This window comes from Azoarcus olearius (assembly GCF_001682385.1).
In the GTDB taxonomy this organism is placed as follows: Bacteria; Pseudomonadota; Gammaproteobacteria; order Burkholderiales; family Rhodocyclaceae; genus Azoarcus; species Azoarcus olearius.
Genome location: NZ_CP016210.1, coordinates 691,664 through 707,726, shown reverse-complemented (window position 1 = coordinate 707,726; position 16,063 = coordinate 691,664). Strand labels below are relative to the sequence as shown.

The following is a 16,063-nucleotide window of genomic DNA, read 5'->3' as shown; positions in this document are numbered from 1 at the left end:
AGCGCCTCCTCGGTCGCACTGTCCGCCCGCGCCGCCGCCGGGATTGCGCATTGCGCGCAGCCGGGGTAAAAGGCGTCAATGCCAACGGCAATGGACGGAGCCTGCCGTGAACCTACGCCAAACCATCTCGATCTGCGCCCTCTGCGCAGCCAGCTTCGGCGCCTTTGCCCAGGCAGCACCGATAGGATACGTCAAGACTTTGAGCGGTGACGCCGTCATCGTGGGGAGTAGCGGCGAACAGGCTGCCGATGTAGGCAGCGCGGTCTTTGCCGGCGACCGCATCCGCACGCGGGCCAATGGCAGCCTGGGCCTCACGCTGAAGGACAACACCATGATGGCGATCGGCCCGGACACTGAAATCAGCGTGGACGAATTCGCCTACGCGCCCGCCAGCGAACAGCTGCGGCTGGGCGCGCGCATCATGCGCGGCACGCTGCAATTCGTGTCCGGCATCATCGCCAAGCTGCGGCCCGAGGCCGTCACGATCAGCACGCCCACCGCCACCATCGGGGTGCGCGGCACCCGTTTCCTGGTCAAGGTGGCTGAATGAGGCGGCACGCGCGCGCCGCATCGATCGCCCTGCTCCTCGCCACCTTGCTGAGCGGGTGCGCCCCACGCTCCTATCTGGTCCTGCTCGAAAACACGGACGGCTCCACCGGCAAGGTCATCGTCGAAGGCAGCGACGGCCGCCGCCAGGTCGTGGAGCGTGCCGGGGACGGCGTCAGCCTTGCCGCCTCGCCCGCGCCGGTCGCCACGACGCCGGAAACCCTGTCCTCCGACTTTGGCCCGGCAATGGCCGCGCTCCCCCCACCGCCAACCAGTTTCCTGCTGTATTTCGAAACCGCAGCCGCGCGCCTGACGCCGGAATCGCGCAACCAGTTGCCGCGCGTGCTGGCCCAAGTGCGATCCCGTCCGGCGCCGGACATCTCCATCATCGGCCATACCGATACGGTGGGCAGCAACGCCGACAACGAGGCGCTCGGGCTGGTACGCGCACGCACGGTGCTCAAGCTGCTGGAAGCGGCCGGCGTCACGGCGCGCGAGATCACCGTCACGTCGCACGGCGAACGCAACCTGCTGGTTCCAACCGCGGACAACACCGACGAAGCCCGCAACCGCCGGGTCGAAGTCACCGTGCGCTGAGCCTCCCCGCGCCGGTCCCTGCGCGCCACGACCGGCTACTTGTAGCCCATCTCGATCAGCGTGCCGCGGTGGCCCGCCCGCAAGCGCTGCAGGTGAAACGCGACCAGCCCGTCTGCCGGACGTTCGGCCGCAAGGCGCGCGAAGGCCGCCTGTGCGGCATCCGGTGCCCGGTCGAGCAGATCGAACGCGGCATCGTAGGCGGAGTCCGGCTGACCGGCGCCCGGCAGTGGTTCGAACACCGCCAGCGCACTGTTCTTGCCCTGTAACCGCACCGTGCCCACGGCACGCGCCGCCACGTCCGGACAGGCCTCACGCACCGCCGCCGAGATGCAGATCCGCGTACCCAGCCACTTGTTGGCGGACTCCAGCCGCGCCGCGGTATTCACCGGGTCGCCGAGCGCGCGGTAGTCGAACATCGTCTGCCCGCCGAAGTTGCCGACGATCACCTCGCCGCTATGCACGCCGATGCGGGTATGGCCGAAGGCGATGCCTTGCGCACGCACTCCTTCGGCATATCGCTCGCTGAAGGCGTGCATCTCGAGGGCGCAGGCGAGCGCGCGGCGGGCGTGGTCGGGCTGCGCCAGCGGCGCCGAGAACAGCACCGCCACCGCGTCGCCGACGATGCGGTCGAGCGTGCCCTGGTGGCGGAAGGCGATGGCGACCATGCCCTCGAGATAGTCGTTCAACAGGCCCACCGCGCGTTCCGGCGCCAGGCTCTCGATCAGGCGGGTGTAGCCGGCAAGATCGGTGAATACGAAACTGCACACGCAGCGCTCGCCGCCCAGCTTCAAGGCTTGCGGATGGCGCACCAGGTAGTCCACCAGATTGGGCGACAGATACCGCGCGAAGGCCTGACGCAGCCAGCGCTGGCGGCTCTCCTGGCGCCGGTAACGAACCAGGCCGGCCATGACCGACGCAACCAGGGTGGCCAACACCGGCAGCGCGGGATCGAGCAGAAGCCGCCCGCCGGCGAACGCCGCTGCGCCCGCCCCGAGCATCGCAAGCGCCGCGCCGCCGGCGAACAGCGCGGCCGGCAGCGCAGCCAGGCGCAGCGCCACCAGTACGCCACCAAGGCTGCCGGCAAGCAGCATCAGCAGCTCGAACGCTTCCGCCCATTGGGGCCGCACCGGAAAACGCCCCGCCAGTGCCTGGCGCAAGGCCTGGGCATGGATTTCGATCCCGGGCACGACCTCGCCCAAGGGACTGAAACGCAAATCCAGCAAGCCCTTGGCGGAGCTGCCCACCAGCACGATCCGCCCCTGCAGCGAGGCGAGCGGCGCATCGGCCGACAGCACCCGCCACGCTGGCAGGAACGGCTGCTCGGGCGCCGCAGCGTAGTGGAGCCACGCTTCCCCGGCCGACGTGACCGGCAGGCGCCGCGCGCCCACCCGCAGCGCCGCAAGCTGTCCGCCCTCGCCTTCCAGCACGAGGTTGTGCCCGCCGCCCGCAAGCCGCAGCAATTCGGCATCGAGCGCCGGCACCCACCCGTCGGCCAGCCGCATCACCATGGGTACGCGGCGCACCACGCCATCCCCGTCGGCAGCGAAGCTGATGCTGCCCAGCCCTGCCGCGGCAGCGGCCAGCCCGGGCAAGGGCATCACCGCCGCGTGGGCCTGCGCCGTCACCGGCAGCGCGTCGACGCCTCGCGTCACGATGCGGAACGGCCACTTCACGCCGGTCGTGCCGCCACCGTTCTCGCGGTCGACGGCGAAACCGAGCGCCGCGGGCGGCGCCCCAAGGCTGGCGGCAAAGACCTCATCATGGTCCGGCAGGGCGTCAAGCTCCCGCGCCAGCGCGCGGGGCAGCGCGAGGTCACGTGCCAGCACCGTAGGGGAACTGCGATCGCGCTCGGCGAACAGGATGTCGAACCCGACCGCCACCGCGCCTGCCTCCGCCAGCCGGCGCTGCAGCACGGCAAAGCGGGTCCGCGGCCAGGGCCACTGCCCCAGCCGGGAAAGGCTCTCGTCGTCGATATCGACCACCACCACATCCGGGACGGCCGACGGCGGGCGCGGAAACCAGCGCTGGTACTGGTCGAAAACGGCATATCGCAGGGTCTTCGCCATGCCCGGCTGGAGCAAGTGCGCGGCGGCAGCGGCGCCAACAGACAGCGCGAGGACGAGGAGGAAGAGAAAACGCCGCATCAACACCGGCCCTGAGGCCCCGGGGAATATTCCGCGATCTTAACGGAGGGCGTGCGGTACGCGCCGCCGCGCGCAACGGATTGCCGGCTCCATTATCATCGCCCCTCCCGCCCCACAGGACACACCATGGATACCACCCCCGCAGCGCCCGATGCCAGCTTCGACCTCGACCCGGCTGAAATCCGTGTGCTCGGGGTGCTCGTCGAGAAAGCCTTCCTGACGCCGGACGCCTACCCGCTGTCGGTCAACGCACTGGTCGCCGGCTGCAACCAGCTCACCGCGCGCGAACCGGTGATGGCACTGAGCGAGGGCGAGGTGCAGGCCGCGATCGACAGCCTGCTTGCGCGGCGGCTGGTATCGCGGCGCGACCAGGCCGGCGGCCGGGTCGCGAAGTACGAACACCAGCTGCGCCTGCGGCACTCCCTCCCTCCTGCCGAGCAGGCCGTGCTCGCGCTGCTGATGCTGCGCGGCCCGCAGACGCCGGGCGAACTGCGCAGCCGCAGCGAGCGCATGCACCGCTTCGACGACATCGCCGCAGTAGAGGCGGTACTCGAACACCTGGGCGAAAAATACCCCCCGATGGCAGCGGCGCTGCCGCGTGCCCCCGGCACCAAGGAGATCCGCCACATGCATCTGCTGGGCGGCGCCGAAGCCCTGGAGGCTGCCGCAGAAGGCCTCGCCAGCGCTGCCGCCGGCGGCACGGGTCGCGGCCGACTGGCCGAGCTGGAAGAGGAGGTGCAGCGCCTGCGGTCCGAAGTGGCCGAACTGCGCGCCGCCTTCGACACCTTCCGCCAGCAGTTCGACTGAAGCGGGGCCGATCATGCTCGTGCATCCCCAGTTCGACCCGGTCGCGATTGCGGTGGGTCCGGTCGCAGTGCGCTGGTACGGCCTGATGTACCTGCTGGCCTTCGTGCTCTTCGTGGTGCTGGGGCGGGCGCACGCGCGGCGGCGGCCCGAACTCGGCTGGAACGCGCAGGCGATCGACGACCTGCTGCTCTACGGGGTGCTGGGCGTCATCATCGGCGGGCGCCTCGGCGAAGTGCTGTTCTACCAACCCGGCTATTACCTGTCCCATCCCGCGGAGATCCTTGCCGTCTGGAAGGGCGGCATGAGTTTTCACGGCGGCTTCCTCGGCGTGCTCGTCGCCATGTGGCTGTACGGACAACGCAGCGGCCGGGGCTTCTGGCAGATCACCGACTTCATCGCCCCGCTGGTGCCGACCGGGCTCGCGGCCGGGCGTATCGGCAACTTCATCAATGGCGAACTGTGGGGACGGCCGGCGTCGCCGGACCTGCCCTGGGCGATGATCTTTCCGTGGGTGGATGCCCTGCCACGCCACCCGTCGCAGCTGTACCAGGCAGCGGGTGAAGGCCTGCTGCTGTTCGCGATCGTGTGGGTGTTCGCCGCCAAGCCCCGCCCGCTGCGGGCGGTGTCGGCCGTATTCCTGATCGGCTACGGCAGCCTTCGCTTCGTCGCGGAGTTCTTCCGTACGCCCGATCCGGGAATCTTCAGCGATCTGGTACCGGGGCTGTCGACCGCGCAGTGGCTGTGCGTGCCCATGGTCGTCGTGGGCCTCGCGCTCCTGAAACACGCTGCGCACGCCCGCGCGCGCGGCTGAAGCAGGGGCGGGCCGCGCTTCAGTGGTGGCGGACGCGTTCCAGATGTTCTGCCAGCGTGCTGAGGCACTGCGGCAGGCTGTCGCAGGTGACGACCTCGTCGGCGCCCAGCGCGCGGGCGGCACGGGCAGGCATGGAGTCCAGCGCCGGCACCACGGAAACCACACAGGCACCTGGCGCGACGCGCTTCAGCATCCCGACCAGGCGGGCCGGTTCATGCATGGCGATGCGCCAGTCGAGCACGGTGACGTCGGGACGCAGACGGAAGAAGAGTTGCATGGCCTCGCTTTCGGCCGCGGTACGGCCGACGACCTCGATTTCGGTCGCTTCGCCCAGATACTGGGTTACGTGCGCGCAGCACAGGGGCTCCGGCATCGCCAGCATCACGCGCAAGGGAACCGCGGCGAGGTCGTCAGGCAAATACATCTTCTGCATCAGGATCATTCATGCACCTCCGATGCCACAATGGCATAAGCGGTGCGCATCAGCAAGAATGCCGGCCGGGCCAGGTCAGGTGGTGTGTTCCACGGACAACACCCCGTTGGAACCGGACGACCGCCGGCGCCCGGTAATGTCAAGGTAGGTCCCGATCAGCCTCAGAGGCAAGCCCTGCGCATCGCGATCGACGATCTGGCCCACCGAGCTGAACCAGCGAAACTCGCCGTTAGGCATAGCCAGCCGAAACTCGCTCGCATATTGCTCGCTGCGCCCTTCGAGATAGTCGCGGAAACGCTGGCGGAAAGGCTCGCGGTCATCCGGATGCAGGCGCCCGAGCCACACCTCGGCGGGCTCACGAAAGGCCGCCGGCGGCCGACCCAGCATGCGCGCGGCCTCCTCGTCGTATTCGACTTCGCGGCTTTCCACCAGATAATCCCAAAGACCAAGGCCGGTGGCGCGCAGCGCAATCCGCAAACGGGCCTCCCGCCGCAGCAGCACCTCCTGCAATTCGGCCTGCCGGGCGTAACCGCGACGCACCATCGCCCACAGCATCAGTGCGGTGCCCACCACGAAAACGATGCCCTTCAATGTCTGTACGTCGGTCAGCCGGTCGGGGTCGCGCACCCAGATTCCGATCACCTGATCCGAATATACGATCCACGCCACCGCGAATGCCGCATAGATAAGTGCCACGGGGAGAGCGAGCATCGCTGGCGAGGGCAACACGGGCAACGGCGAATTCGGCATCGGATCCTCCCGGGATGGAAGCGGAATGCATTGATCTTACGCCTCCGCTCGTCCGGAAGCAGCCCAAGCGGCTTGCGGACGCGATATGATCGTGGCAAACGAAAGTCCTGCTGGAGGAGAGCAGAGCAATGTCTGCCACCGGCCTCATCTCGAAAAGCCTGTCGCGCGTGCGCGCCATGGTCGCCGAAGCGGCTGGCCGGAACCGGGAACCGTCCGTCCGTACGCTCGAACGCATACGCCAGCAACTGCGCGAATGCGCCGAAGGCCGCGGCGGCGAAGTATCCACCCGCCAGCGCGCCGCCCGGCTCGCCGATACCTATCTGAGTCTGGACGACGGCGGTCGCCTGGCCTTCCTGCGCATCATCGCGCTCGAATTCGGCCCCGACCCCGCCAAGGTGGCGAGCGCACACAAGGCCTACCAGGCGGCCATCGGCACCGATCGCCAGTGGGACTCCGAAGCGGCGCTGCGTGCGGCGATGCGTTCCCAACGCCTGCGCATCCTCACCCAGTTCAACGCCATTCCGCAGGGCGTCAAGTTCCTGGTCGATCTGCGTGCCGACCTGCTCCGCTTCCTCGCCGACGAGCCGCTGCTCAAGCCGCTCGACCGCGAACTCGAGGCGCGCCTGGCAGCATGGTTCGATGTCGGCTTCCTCGAACTCGCCCGCATCACATGGAACTCCCCCGCGGCGCTGCTCGAAAAGCTCGTCCAGTACGAAGCGGTCCATGAGATCCGCTCGTGGCGCGACCTCAAGAACCGGCTCGACTCCGACCGCCGCTGCTATGCGTTCTTCCACCCCCGGATGCCGCTCGAACCCTTGATCTTCGTCGAGGTGGCGCTCGTGGAGGAACTTGCCGACAACGTCCAGAAGCTGCTCGACGAAAACGCGCCCGTGGCCGACCCCGCGCGCGCCAGCGCCGCGATCTTCTACTCGATCAGCAACACCCAGGCGGGCCTGCGCGGGGTGTCCTTCGGCAACTTCCTGCTCAAGCGCGTGGTGGAAGACCTGCAGCGCGACTATCCGCGCCTGCACACCTTTGCCACCCTGTCGCCCATTCCGGGCCTGGTGGGCTGGATGCGGCGCCACCCCGAACAGCTCGCCGAAGCCTTCACGCCCAACGACTGGAAACGCCTCGCCGCGCTCGGCATCGAAGGGCCTGACGCGCCCGCGCTGCGTGCCCTGCTGAGCGCGCCGCGGGAGGCGATGGCAGACACGCAACTGCAGCGCGCGCTGCGCGAACCCCTGCTGCGGGTGGCCGCGTACTACCTGCTCAACGCCGCGCGCGACGGCAAGCCCGTGGATCCGGTCGCCCGCTTTCACCTCGGCAACGGCGCCCGCGTCGAGCGCCTCAACTGGCTCGCCGACACCGCCGACAAGGGCCACGAGCAGTCGTGGGGCATGATGGTGAACTACCTGTACGACCCCGACCGTATCGAGGCCAACCTGGAGTCCTTCGCCAGCGAAGGCCGCGTCGACGCCTCGGCCTCGGTCCGTCGCCTCGCGCGGCGCTGAGCGCAACGGAAGCACGCGTGCCCCCCGCTCCCATCTTCCTCGCCGCCCGCGCCGATGCCCGGCCTCGCGTCCCGGCCGCCGCATCCCCACGGAACTCATAGTGCGCCTGCCCTTCCGGCACTCCTCGATCCGGTTCCGACTGCTGCTGGCCAGCACCGCAGTGCAGGTGGTGCTGCTCACGCTGCTGCTGGCCAACAGCGTGCGGCTGATGAACGACGCGGCCTCGGCCAGCCTCGCCACGCTGACCACGCAGAACGCCAGCATGCTGCACGCCATGGCCACCGCCTACGGCGAACAGGGCCGCTACCGCACGCTTCAGGACGTGCTCGGCGAACTGCTCACCGACTCCACGGAAGGCCTGGTCTATGTGCGGATCGGCGGACCGGATGGTCAGCTGCTGGTCAGCGCCGGGCTTCCCGCGATGACGACGCTGCCGCCGCCCACGCCCGACATGGCCCAGGCCCTCGGATCGCTGATCGACCGCCCCATCATCCATGTACGGCGGCCGCTGCTGCTCGAGCGCAACGAGGTCGGCTTCCTCCAGTTCGGCGTTTCGGTCTCGGTGCTGGCCGCCGCGCGCCAGGCCATCATCCAGCAGGGCACGCTGATCGCGCTCGCCGAAATCCTGCTTACCTTCATCCTGCTGTCCGGCATCGGCTACCTGCTCACCCACAATCTCGGCCGCCTGCTGGCGGGCAGCCGTGCGATCGCGGAAGGCCACCTTGATCACCGCCTGCCGGAAAAGGGCGAGGACGAACTGGCCCGGCTCGCGCGCAACTTCAACGTGATGGCCGCGACCCTGCAGCAGCGGGTCGGCGAACTGCAACGTACGGCCCTGCAGCTGCGCACCAGCGAGGAACGCTACGCGCTGGCACTGCGTGGCGCCAACGACGGACTGTGGGACTGGGATCTTCCGACCGGCCAGGTCTATTTCTCCGAACGCTTCTGCGAAATCGTGGGTCGCGACATGAGCGGCTTCAGCAATGCGCAGGACGCACTCGCGAGCTACCTGCACCCCGACGAACTCGAAACCTACCGCGAGGTGATGCGTGCCCACCTGCGCGGCGAGAGCGCGCAATTCATGCTGGAGCACCGCATCCGCCAGGGCGACGGCAAGGTGCGCTGGGTCATGACGCGCGGCGTCGCGCAACGCGATGCCGGCGGTCGCGCTACCCGCATGGCCGGCTCGATCAGCGACATCGACCTGCGCAAGCGCGCCGAGCAGCAGCTGGTGCACGACGCGCTGCACGACGGGCTCACGGGCCTGCCCAACCGCGCCCTCTTCATCGAGCACGTGCAGCAGGCCCTTGGCCACCAGCGCCGCGACGAAAATGCGCGCTTTGCCGTCCTCGCAATCAACATCGAACGCTTCAGCCTGATCAACGACAGCTTCGGCCACGCGGCGGGTGACGAGTTGCTGCGTCGCGTCGCCGAGCACATCGTCGCATCGATGCGGGCGGGCGACGTCGCTGCACGCGTCGGCGGCGACCAGTTCGCCCTGCTGCTCAATGGCATCGACGGCAGCACCGAGGCCTTGCGCGTGGCCGAAAGCCTGGTCGAGCTGCCCGGCCTCAGCGCCCCCGCCGCCGGCCGGCCGCTGCACCTGCGCTGCCGCATCGGGGTGGCGGTCAGCGACATCGAGCGCGATGACGCCGAGGCCTTGTTGCGCGACGCCGACAACGCGCTGCACAAGGCGCGCCGCGATCAGGCCGACCCGGTCGAGTTCTTCCACGCCTCGATGCACACCCAGGCGGTCCGCGCGCTGCAGCTCGAAGCCGACCTGCGCACCGCGCTGCGCATCGGCGGCCTTACGGTGCACTACCAACCCATCGTCGCGCTCGGCGATCGCCGCCTGACGAGCTTCGAAGCGCTGGTGCGCTGGCGCCACCCCACGCACGGCCTGCTCCCGCCGCTGGAGTTCATTCCGCTCGCCGAAACCCTCGACCTGATCCACGACGTCGGCATGCGCGTGCTCACCCTGGTCTGCCGCGACCTGCTGGAATGGGGCATCGCCTATCCCGGCCGGGCCTTGCCTTCGGTCAGCGTCAATCTGTCGGCACGACAGCTGTCGCGGCCGAATCTGGCGGACGAACTGCTGGACGTGATCGAAAGCCACGGCGTGCCGATCTCCTGCCTGCGCTTCGAGGTCACCGAAAGCGTGCTCGCCGATCCCGACGGTCCGGCGAAGCCGGTCCTGCATCAACTGCGCGAGGCCGGCGCGTCGGTGCTCATCGACGACTTCGGCACCGGCTACTCGGCACTCAGCTACCTGCACACCATCCCGTGCGACATCGTCAAACTCGACGGCACCTTCGTACGCTCCATCACCCAGGACAGCCGCCTGCGCGACATCGTCCGGCGCAGCATCCAGCTCGCCCACGATCTCGGCATCGCGGTGGTCGCCGAATGCATCGAGCACGAAGATCAGGCCTCGGTGCTGTATGGCATGGACTGCGACTACGGCCAGGGCTATCTCTATTCGCGCCCGCTGGAAGCGGACGACGCCCGCCGCTTGCTGGCGCCCTCAAACCCGGGCACTCCCCAATGAAACCCGCCATTCCGATCCTTTGCCTGGCCCTGTTGCTGGGCCTCGCTCCCCCCGCCCGGGCCGATGCCCCCGAAATCCGCTGGTCGGCCTTCGGCACCGTCGGCGCGGTCGTCACCGACGACGAAGACGTGCGCTTCATCCGCAGCGGCATCGACCACCCCGGCGCCGAATCGCCCGATTTCGGTCCGGACAGCGTGCTCGGCGTGCAGGGCAACATCAACCTCTCCGAGCAGGCAGGCGCGGTGCTGCAGGTCATCAGCCGCGAGAACCCGGAAGGCGACTACACGCCGCGGGTGACGCTCGCCTTCCTCAGCTATGCGCTGGCCCCCACGCTGACCGCCCGCATCGGCCGCATGCGGGTGCCATTCTTCATGCTGTCCGACTCGCTCGACATCAACTACGCCAATCCGTGGGTGCGGCCGCCGATCGAGGTCTATGGGCTCAACCCGTTCTCCGACCTTGACGGGGTCGACCTGCTGTACCGCACCCGCATCGGCAACACCGACCTAGAAATCCATCCGTACGCCGGCAGCAGCTACATACCGATCCACCGCCGCGGCAATGCACGGCTGCGCGAGCTGTACGGCATCAACCTGGCGCTCACGCACGATCACCTGTCGCTCTACCTCGGCCACGCCGAGGCGCGGGTCGCCCTGCATTGGGACGACAACGAATACAACACCATGACCGCGCAGTTGCGCAGCTTCGGGCTCGGCAGCGTGGTCGCCCAACTGAGCGGCAACGACGGCTATGCCGCCTTCAGCTCGGCCGGCGTGCAATGGGACGACGGGCGCTGGCTGCTGATCGGCGAATACGCCCGCCGCGAGAACCGCTCGTATGCCAACAGTGCGCACGGCTGGTACGTCACCGTGGGGCGACGCGTCGGCGCGACGCTGCCCTACCTTTCGTTCGCCCGCCACACCCAGGACCGCCCCACCTCCGGCTCGTCCGCAGTGCCCGCCGGCTCGCCCTTCCAGCCCTTCATCGAGGGCTTCGACAAGTCGCGCAACATCGCCCAGCACAGCACCACCGCCGGGGTGCGCTGGGACTTCACCCGCAATGCCGCGTTCAAGGCCGAACTGTCACATATCCGCACCGATCCCGACGCCTGGGGATCACTGTTCCCACGCGGCAATCCCGCCTTCGCCCGGATGGGCGACCGCAGCTACAACGTGCTGAGCGTCTCCGTCGATGTCGCGTTCTGACCCACCGCCCGTTGCCTCCTGCTGGCGGCACGCGGTCGCGCTGCTCGCTGCGCTCATGCTGAGCGGATCCGCCTGGGCCGAGCTGGTGCTGGTCGCCGCGCGCAGCGGCCCCATCCCGGCCCTGTCACGCGAAGAAGCCGAGCAGCTTTACCTGGGCCGCCGCACCACGCTGGCCGACGGCACCCCGGTCAGCCTCGTCGACCTGCCCGCCGGGGCCGCGCGCGACAGCTTCTACCAGGAACTCACCGGCAAGAATCCCAGCCAGACCCGCGCCTACTGGTCGCGGCTGGTGTTTACCGGCAGGGCACTGCCGCCGCGCGAGGCGGCTACGGTGGCCGAAGCGCGCGACTGGATCGCGACCCGCCCCGGCACCATCGGCTACCTGCCCGTCGGCAGCCCCGACGACCGCCTGCGCGTGCTGTTGCGGCTGCCTTGATCCGCGTCGTCAGGCGTGCTGCGGGGCGACGATCTCCAGCCGCAGCTCGCCGACCCGCGCGATGCGGCCGTGCAGACGATCGCCCGCCACCACAGCGCCCACGCCTTCCGGCGTGCCGGTAAACACCAGATCCCCGGCCCTCAGCTCGAAGTAGCGCGACAGGAAGGCCAGCGTTTCCGGCACGTTCCAGATCATGTCGGCCAGATCGCCCGCCTGGCGCCGCACGCCGTTGACGTCCAGCACGATCTCACCGGCGGCAAGAACCTCCGCCAGCGGCCGGATCGGCGAGATGGGCGCCGAATGGTCGAAGGCCTTGCCCGCATCCCACGGCCGCCCCGCGGCCTTGGCCGCTGCCTGCAGATCGCGGCGCGTCATGTCCAGCCCTACCGCATAGCCGTAAATGCAGCCCGCCGCCTGCTCCGGCGTCAGACCGCTACCGCCGGCCGCGAGCGCCACCACCAGTTCGAGTTCGTGATGTAGGTCGGAAGTCGCCACAGGGTAGGACATCCGACCACACTCGCCTTCGCCCACGGGGAGCACCGCATCGGCCGGCTTGGTAAAGAAGAACGGGGCCTCGCGCGCCGGGTCGCCACCCATTTCGCGCGCGTGGGCGGCGTAGTTGCGGGCCACGCAGAAGATCCGGCGCACCGGGAAGACACCGCCTCCCAGCACCGGCACGACAGGCTGCGGAGCAGGCGGAATCACGTGGAATGCTTCGTGCTTTTCAGACATTCAGATCACCTCGGGAACGACCACGCCAGTCGGCGGTGGCCGGTATTGTGACCAGCTCCGGAATGTCCGGTCCAGCCGGGCACCGGTATCCCGAAGGAGCAAGAGCGGATATTGACGCCCCGGCGGACTGATGTTGTAATGCAAATCATTCCTATTCGTGTGATGAATCATGGCAACCGAGTCCTCAGACCCCTGCAGCCCCGCCGTGGCGACCCCGCGCCCCGAGCGGGCAGTGGCCGAGGCTCCTGCGGACGAGCAGGGCCCGGCGATTTCCAGCGCGCAACTGCTCGCTGGCCGGCCCTGCGTGACCATCGATCATCAGGGCGTCAATTACGTACTGCGCGCGACCCGCGCAGGCAAGCTGATCCTGACCAAGTAAGCCGCCTGGCAAGGCTAAAAACCCTCAACGAGGCTAGACTATGTACGTCTGTGTCTGCAACGCGGTAACCGAGCGCCACATCAACGAAGCTGTTCGCGAAGGCGTGTCCACCCTGCGCCATCTCCGCAAGGAGCTGGGGGTGACAGCCGAGTGCGGGCGCTGCGCGGTGTGTGCGCGCGACTGCCTGCGTTCGGCGCTCGCCGAGAAGACCCAGCGTCCTGCGGCGGCACCGGTGCACATCGGTGTCGCTCCCTCGTTTTCCCTTGCCGCGGAGGCCTCATGAAAGGCGATAAGAAGGTAATCCAGCTGCTCAACAAGCAGCTCACAAACGAACTGACCGCGATCAACCAGTACTTCCTCCATGCCCGCATGTATAAGAACTGGGGGCTGGGACAGCTGGGCAAACACGAGTACGAGGAATCGATCGAAGAGATGAAGCACGCCGACAAGCTGATCGAGCGCGTGCTGTTTCTCGAAGGTCTTCCGAATCTGCAGAACCTGAACAAGTTGATGATCGGCGAGAACGTTCCCGAATGCATCCAGGGCGATCTGGCACTGGAAAGCGCTTCGCGCACCGACCTCGTCGAAGCCATTGCCTACTGCGAATCCTGTAAGGACTACGTCTCGCGCGAACTGCTCGAAGACATCCTCGAGGACACCGAGGAACACATCGACTACCTCGAAACCCAGCTGGAACTGATTGGCAGCGTGGGCTTGCAGAACTACCTGCAGTCCCAGATGGAAACCCACTCCTGAGCCTGCAGGCGGGCGGCCACCGCGGTCCGCCCGCCGCCAGCCAGCTCCACCGCGGAGCGAGCCAGCAGGCCCCCAAGGCAAAGGACACCTGTTCGCTCATGTACTCCGCACCGTTGACGCTCCTCATGGCCGCAATCCGGCCGGGAACCGCCGCATCGTCGGAACCCGCCGCGTGCGCGTCGCAACGGCCCTGCAACGGCGACCGTCCATCCTTCGCGTCCGCCGCATCCCCGCTTCGACGTATCGCCGGAATCCCCGCATGAACGCCGCAACCCAGGTTCTTTCCATGACCGTACCGTCCCCCGCGACACCCACCGTCCGCCCGGTCGCACGCCCCGTCGCTGTGGCGGTCGCGCCCCGGCAGCGTCGGCCGCGCGCGCCGGAACGGCTGGGGCTGGGGGTGCTGGTGGTGGTCGCCCACGCCGCCGGTCTGCTCGCGCTCGCCTACGTGCGCAGCCCCGAGCCGCCCCCCGAGATCCGGCCGATCGAGATTGCCTTCATCCCGCTCGAAGCGCCGCCGCAGCCCGAGCCGGTCAAGCCCGAACCCGTGAAGCAGGCCCCGCAGCCCAAGAAGCCCGCCGAGGTGCGCCCCAAGCCGCCCAAGCCCACGCCGCAACCGGTTGCGGAAAAGATCACCGCGTCGCCCAACGCGCTGAGCGCCGAGCCCGCCCCGCCGGCACCCGCCCAGCCGGCCGCGCCTGCTGTCGCCAATCCCGCGCCGCCGGCCCCGCCCGCCCCGCCGCCGGTGGTGGCCGCCCGCTTCGACGCCGACTATCTCAACAACCCCAAGCCCGCCTACCCGCCGCTATCCACCCGGCTGCGCGAGGAAGGTACCGTGATGCTGCGCGTGCAGGTCACCGCCGAAGGCCTGCCGGGCCAGATCGAGATCAACCGCAGTTCGGGCTTCGAGCGCCTCGACAGCGCAGCGCGCGCCGCCGTGGCCCGCTGGCGTTTCGTGCCGGCCCGCCAGGGCGACCGCGCGATCGAGGCCTGGGTGCTCGTCCCCCTCGTTTTCAAACTGACTGAAGGAAGGTAAACATGGAAGGAACCCAAGCCTTCGGATTCGCCCATCTGTGGGGACAGTCCGACGCCATCATCCGTACGGTGGCCATCCTACTGCTGGCGATGTCGGTCACCAGCTGGTATCTGATCCTGGTGCGCGCGCTGCGCCAGTTGCGCGCGCGTCGCAGCATCGACGCCGTCGACGCGTTCTGGGCCGCGTCCGACCTCAGTCAGGGGCTCAAGCGCCTGCAGGACCAGGCGCCCGACTCGCCCTTCGACGACCTCGCCCGCCAGGGCGCCGCCGCCGCCGACCACGTGCGCCGCCACACCCATCAGGAAACCCTGGGCGGCAAGCTGGACGCCGACGAGTTCATCACCCGCGCGCTGCGCAAGTCGATCTCGCTGTCCACCGCCCGCCTGGAAGCCGGCCTGACGATGCTCGCCTCGATCGGCTCCACCGCGCCCTTCGTCGGCCTGTTCGGCACCGTGTGGGGCATCTACCACGCGCTGGTGAACATCTCCGCCTCCGGCATGGCGACGCTGGACAAGGTTGCCGGCCCGGTGGGCGAGGCGCTGATCATGACCGCCTTCGGCCTCTTCGTCGCGATCCCCGCGGTGCTCGCCTACAATGCCTTCACCCGCGCCAACCGCGTCGAACTGTCCGAACTGGACGCCTTCGCCCACGACCTGCACGCCTGGTTCTCCACCGGCGCCCGCATCGCGCCGCTGCCGGGTCAGGGCGCTGAAACCGCCACCAAGGCCGGCGCCACCCGCCTGGCCGCCGCGGGAGCCGCGTAATGGCTTTCGGCGGTTTCCACCAGGGCGGCGAGCGCCAGCCGACCAGCGACATCAATATGGTGCCGCTGATCGACGTGATGCTGGTGCTGCTGATCGTGTTCATGATCACCGCGCCGCTGCTCACCCACTCGGTCAAGATCGACCTGCCCAAGGCGGCCAGCCAGCCCAACGTCGAGAAGCCGGAAACGGTCACGCTCGCGCTGGACGGCGACGGCAAGCTGTTCTGGAACAACGAGCCGCTGCCCGACGACCAGTTGGCGACGCGGCTGACGGAGGCCGCCGGCCGCACGCCGCAACCGGAACTGCACCTGCGCGCGGACCAGAACACGCGTTACCAGAAGCTCGCCGAAGTCATGTCCGAGGCGCGCGAGGCCGGCATCGAGAAGATGGGTTTCATCACCGTCCCCGAACGCTGAACCCCGGCTGCTCCCGGCTGCTTTCGCTCCGCCGACGGCGCACCCCGCAGATCGCGGTGTGCGCCGTTTTTCTTGCCGGCGCCGGCCGCGCCGCCACGCCCCTCGACTGCAATACGATACACAGCCGCAACACGGGCTCGACTATGCTTGGTCCCGCTATCCCGCACGCTCCCGCCTTCTTCGCATCCCTGC

General features: G+C 68.7%; 18 protein-coding genes. 14 read left to right on the top strand and 4 right to left on the bottom strand.

Annotation, left to right across the window (positions count from 1 at the left end; genetic code table 11):
- The first annotated feature begins 106 nt into the window (after positions 1-106).
- Together dqs_RS03440 and dqs_RS03435 are read left to right on the top strand one after the other, a co-directional pair.
- Complete coding sequence (locus dqs_RS03440) at positions 107-550, top strand: FecR family protein (RefSeq protein WP_011764365.1); 444 nt, start codon at positions 107-109, stop codon at positions 548-550.
- On the top strand, positions 547-1,143 hold the full coding sequence (locus dqs_RS03435) for an OmpA family protein (protein WP_065339676.1): 597 nt from the start codon (positions 547-549) through the stop codon (positions 1,141-1,143). The genes dqs_RS03440 and dqs_RS03435 overlap by 4 nt, the downstream gene beginning before the upstream one ends.
- 35 nt (positions 1,144-1,178) lie before the next feature.
- On the opposite strand, the gene dqs_RS03430 is transcribed toward dqs_RS03435, so the two are convergent.
- Positions 1,179-3,287: a CHASE2 domain-containing protein gene (locus tag dqs_RS03430; protein WP_065339675.1), complete on the bottom strand. Its 2,109-nt coding sequence runs from the start codon at positions 3,285-3,287 to the stop codon at positions 1,179-1,181.
- 126 nt (positions 3,288-3,413) lie between these two features.
- On the opposite strand from dqs_RS03430, the gene dqs_RS03425 reads away from it, so the two are divergent.
- Together dqs_RS03425 and lgt are read left to right on the top strand one after the other, a co-directional pair.
- A complete protein-coding gene (locus tag dqs_RS03425) occupies positions 3,414-4,094 on the top strand; it encodes a YceH family protein (protein WP_011764362.1) in 681 nt (226 codons plus the stop codon).
- A 13-nt stretch (positions 4,095-4,107) separates the two neighbouring features.
- The gene (gene lgt / locus dqs_RS03420) at positions 4,108-4,905 is read left to right on the top strand and encodes a prolipoprotein diacylglyceryl transferase (protein ID WP_011764361.1); all 798 of its coding nucleotides are present in this window, start codon (positions 4,108-4,110) and stop codon (positions 4,903-4,905) included.
- A 19-nt stretch (positions 4,906-4,924) separates the two neighbouring features.
- On the opposite strand, the gene dqs_RS03415 is transcribed toward lgt, so the two are convergent.
- Both dqs_RS03415 and dqs_RS03410 read right to left on the bottom strand, forming a co-directional pair.
- The gene (locus dqs_RS03415; protein ID WP_011764360.1) at positions 4,925-5,347 is read right to left on the bottom strand and encodes a helix-turn-helix domain-containing protein; all 423 of its coding nucleotides are present in this window, start codon (positions 5,345-5,347) and stop codon (positions 4,925-4,927) included.
- A gap of 66 nt (positions 5,348-5,413) precedes the next feature.
- The gene (locus dqs_RS03410) at positions 5,414-6,088 is read right to left on the bottom strand and encodes a PAS domain-containing protein (protein WP_011764359.1); all 675 of its coding nucleotides are present in this window, start codon (positions 6,086-6,088) and stop codon (positions 5,414-5,416) included.
- Positions 6,089-6,216: 128 nt separating this feature from the next.
- On the opposite strand from dqs_RS03410, the gene dqs_RS03405 reads away from it, so the two are divergent.
- The 4 genes from dqs_RS03405 (at position 6,217) to dqs_RS03390 (ending at position 11,788) form a co-directional block, all read left to right on the top strand.
- Complete coding sequence (locus tag dqs_RS03405) at positions 6,217-7,599, top strand: malonyl-CoA decarboxylase (RefSeq protein ID WP_011764358.1); 1,383 nt, start codon at positions 6,217-6,219, stop codon at positions 7,597-7,599.
- A 100-nt stretch (positions 7,600-7,699) separates the two neighbouring features.
- A complete protein-coding gene (locus tag dqs_RS03400; RefSeq protein ID WP_011764357.1) occupies positions 7,700-10,147 on the top strand; it encodes an EAL domain-containing protein in 2,448 nt (815 codons plus the stop codon).
- Complete coding sequence (locus tag dqs_RS03395) at positions 10,144-11,352, top strand: hypothetical protein (protein ID WP_011764356.1); 1,209 nt, start codon at positions 10,144-10,146, stop codon at positions 11,350-11,352. Before dqs_RS03400 ends, dqs_RS03395 begins: the two co-directional genes overlap by 4 nt.
- Complete coding sequence (locus dqs_RS03390) at positions 11,339-11,788, top strand: hypothetical protein (RefSeq protein WP_011764355.1); 450 nt, start codon at positions 11,339-11,341, stop codon at positions 11,786-11,788. Before dqs_RS03395 ends, dqs_RS03390 begins: the two co-directional genes overlap by 14 nt.
- 9 nt (positions 11,789-11,797) lie before the next feature.
- On the opposite strand, the gene dqs_RS03385 is transcribed toward dqs_RS03390, so the two are convergent.
- Positions 11,798-12,520: a fumarylacetoacetate hydrolase family protein gene (locus tag dqs_RS03385; protein ID WP_065339674.1), complete on the bottom strand. Its 723-nt coding sequence runs from the start codon at positions 12,518-12,520 to the stop codon at positions 11,798-11,800.
- A 169-nt stretch (positions 12,521-12,689) separates the two neighbouring features.
- On the opposite strand from dqs_RS03385, the gene hemP reads away from it, so the two are divergent.
- The 6 genes from hemP to dqs_RS03360 all read left to right on the top strand — a co-directional run bounded on the left by hemP (position 12,690) and on the right by dqs_RS03360 (position 15,871).
- Positions 12,690-12,899, top strand: a complete 210-nt coding sequence (hemP, locus tag dqs_RS20420; protein ID WP_084018199.1) for a hemin uptake protein HemP — start codon at positions 12,690-12,692, stop codon at positions 12,897-12,899.
- A 40-nt stretch (positions 12,900-12,939) separates the two neighbouring features.
- Positions 12,940-13,182 carry a (2Fe-2S)-binding protein gene (locus tag dqs_RS03380; protein ID WP_011764352.1) on the top strand — a complete coding sequence of 81 codons (243 nt, stop codon included), beginning with the start codon at positions 12,940-12,942 and terminating at the stop codon, positions 13,180-13,182.
- On the top strand, positions 13,179-13,655 hold the full coding sequence (bfr, locus tag dqs_RS03375) for a bacterioferritin (RefSeq protein WP_065339673.1): 477 nt from the start codon (positions 13,179-13,181) through the stop codon (positions 13,653-13,655). Before dqs_RS03380 ends, bfr begins: the two co-directional genes overlap by 4 nt.
- A 286-nt stretch (positions 13,656-13,941) precedes the next feature.
- On the top strand, positions 13,942-14,691 hold the full coding sequence (locus dqs_RS03370) for an energy transducer TonB (RefSeq protein WP_084018740.1): 750 nt from the start codon (positions 13,942-13,944) through the stop codon (positions 14,689-14,691).
- A 2-nt stretch (positions 14,692-14,693) separates the two neighbouring features.
- The gene (locus dqs_RS03365; RefSeq protein WP_011764349.1) at positions 14,694-15,455 is read left to right on the top strand and encodes a MotA/TolQ/ExbB proton channel family protein; all 762 of its coding nucleotides are present in this window, start codon (positions 14,694-14,696) and stop codon (positions 15,453-15,455) included.
- On the top strand, positions 15,455-15,871 hold the full coding sequence (locus dqs_RS03360) for an ExbD/TolR family protein (protein WP_011764348.1): 417 nt from the start codon (positions 15,455-15,457) through the stop codon (positions 15,869-15,871). Before dqs_RS03365 ends, dqs_RS03360 begins: the two co-directional genes overlap by 1 nt.
- Positions 15,872-16,063: the final 192 nt, after the last annotated feature.

Bases quoted from the DNA above. Each gene is read 5' to 3' on its own strand.
- dqs_RS03425 (WP_011764362.1), top strand. From the start codon at position 3,414: ATGGATACCACCCCCGCAGCGCCCGATGCCAGCTTCGACCTCGACCCG.
- dqs_RS03365 (WP_011764349.1), top strand. From the start codon at position 14,694: ATGGAAGGAACCCAAGCCTTCGGATTCGCCCATCTGTGGGGACAGTCC.
- dqs_RS03370 (WP_084018740.1), top strand. From the start codon at position 13,942: ATGACCGTACCGTCCCCCGCGACACCCACCGTCCGCCCGGTCGCACGC.
- dqs_RS03360 (WP_011764348.1), top strand. From the start codon at position 15,455: ATGGCTTTCGGCGGTTTCCACCAGGGCGGCGAGCGCCAGCCGACCAGC.
- lgt (WP_011764361.1), top strand. From the start codon at position 4,108: ATGCTCGTGCATCCCCAGTTCGACCCGGTCGCGATTGCGGTGGGTCCG.
- dqs_RS03410 (WP_011764359.1), bottom strand. From the start codon at position 6,088: ATGCCGAATTCGCCGTTGCCCGTGTTGCCCTCGCCAGCGATGCTCGCT.
- dqs_RS03415 (WP_011764360.1), bottom strand. From the start codon at position 5,347: ATGATCCTGATGCAGAAGATGTATTTGCCTGACGACCTCGCCGCGGTT.
- dqs_RS03405 (WP_011764358.1), top strand. From the start codon at position 6,217: ATGTCTGCCACCGGCCTCATCTCGAAAAGCCTGTCGCGCGTGCGCGCC.
- bfr (WP_065339673.1), top strand. From the start codon at position 13,179: ATGAAAGGCGATAAGAAGGTAATCCAGCTGCTCAACAAGCAGCTCACA.
- dqs_RS03395 (WP_011764356.1), top strand. From the start codon at position 10,144: ATGAAACCCGCCATTCCGATCCTTTGCCTGGCCCTGTTGCTGGGCCTC.
- dqs_RS03435 (WP_065339676.1), top strand. From the start codon at position 547: ATGAGGCGGCACGCGCGCGCCGCATCGATCGCCCTGCTCCTCGCCACC.
- dqs_RS03390 (WP_011764355.1), top strand. From the start codon at position 11,339: ATGTCGCGTTCTGACCCACCGCCCGTTGCCTCCTGCTGGCGGCACGCG.
- dqs_RS03430 (WP_065339675.1), bottom strand. From the start codon at position 3,287: ATGCGGCGTTTTCTCTTCCTCCTCGTCCTCGCGCTGTCTGTTGGCGCC.
- dqs_RS03380 (WP_011764352.1), top strand. From the start codon at position 12,940: ATGTACGTCTGTGTCTGCAACGCGGTAACCGAGCGCCACATCAACGAA.
- hemP (WP_084018199.1), top strand. From the start codon at position 12,690: ATGGCAACCGAGTCCTCAGACCCCTGCAGCCCCGCCGTGGCGACCCCG.
- dqs_RS03385 (WP_065339674.1), bottom strand. From the start codon at position 12,520: ATGTCTGAAAAGCACGAAGCATTCCACGTGATTCCGCCTGCTCCGCAG.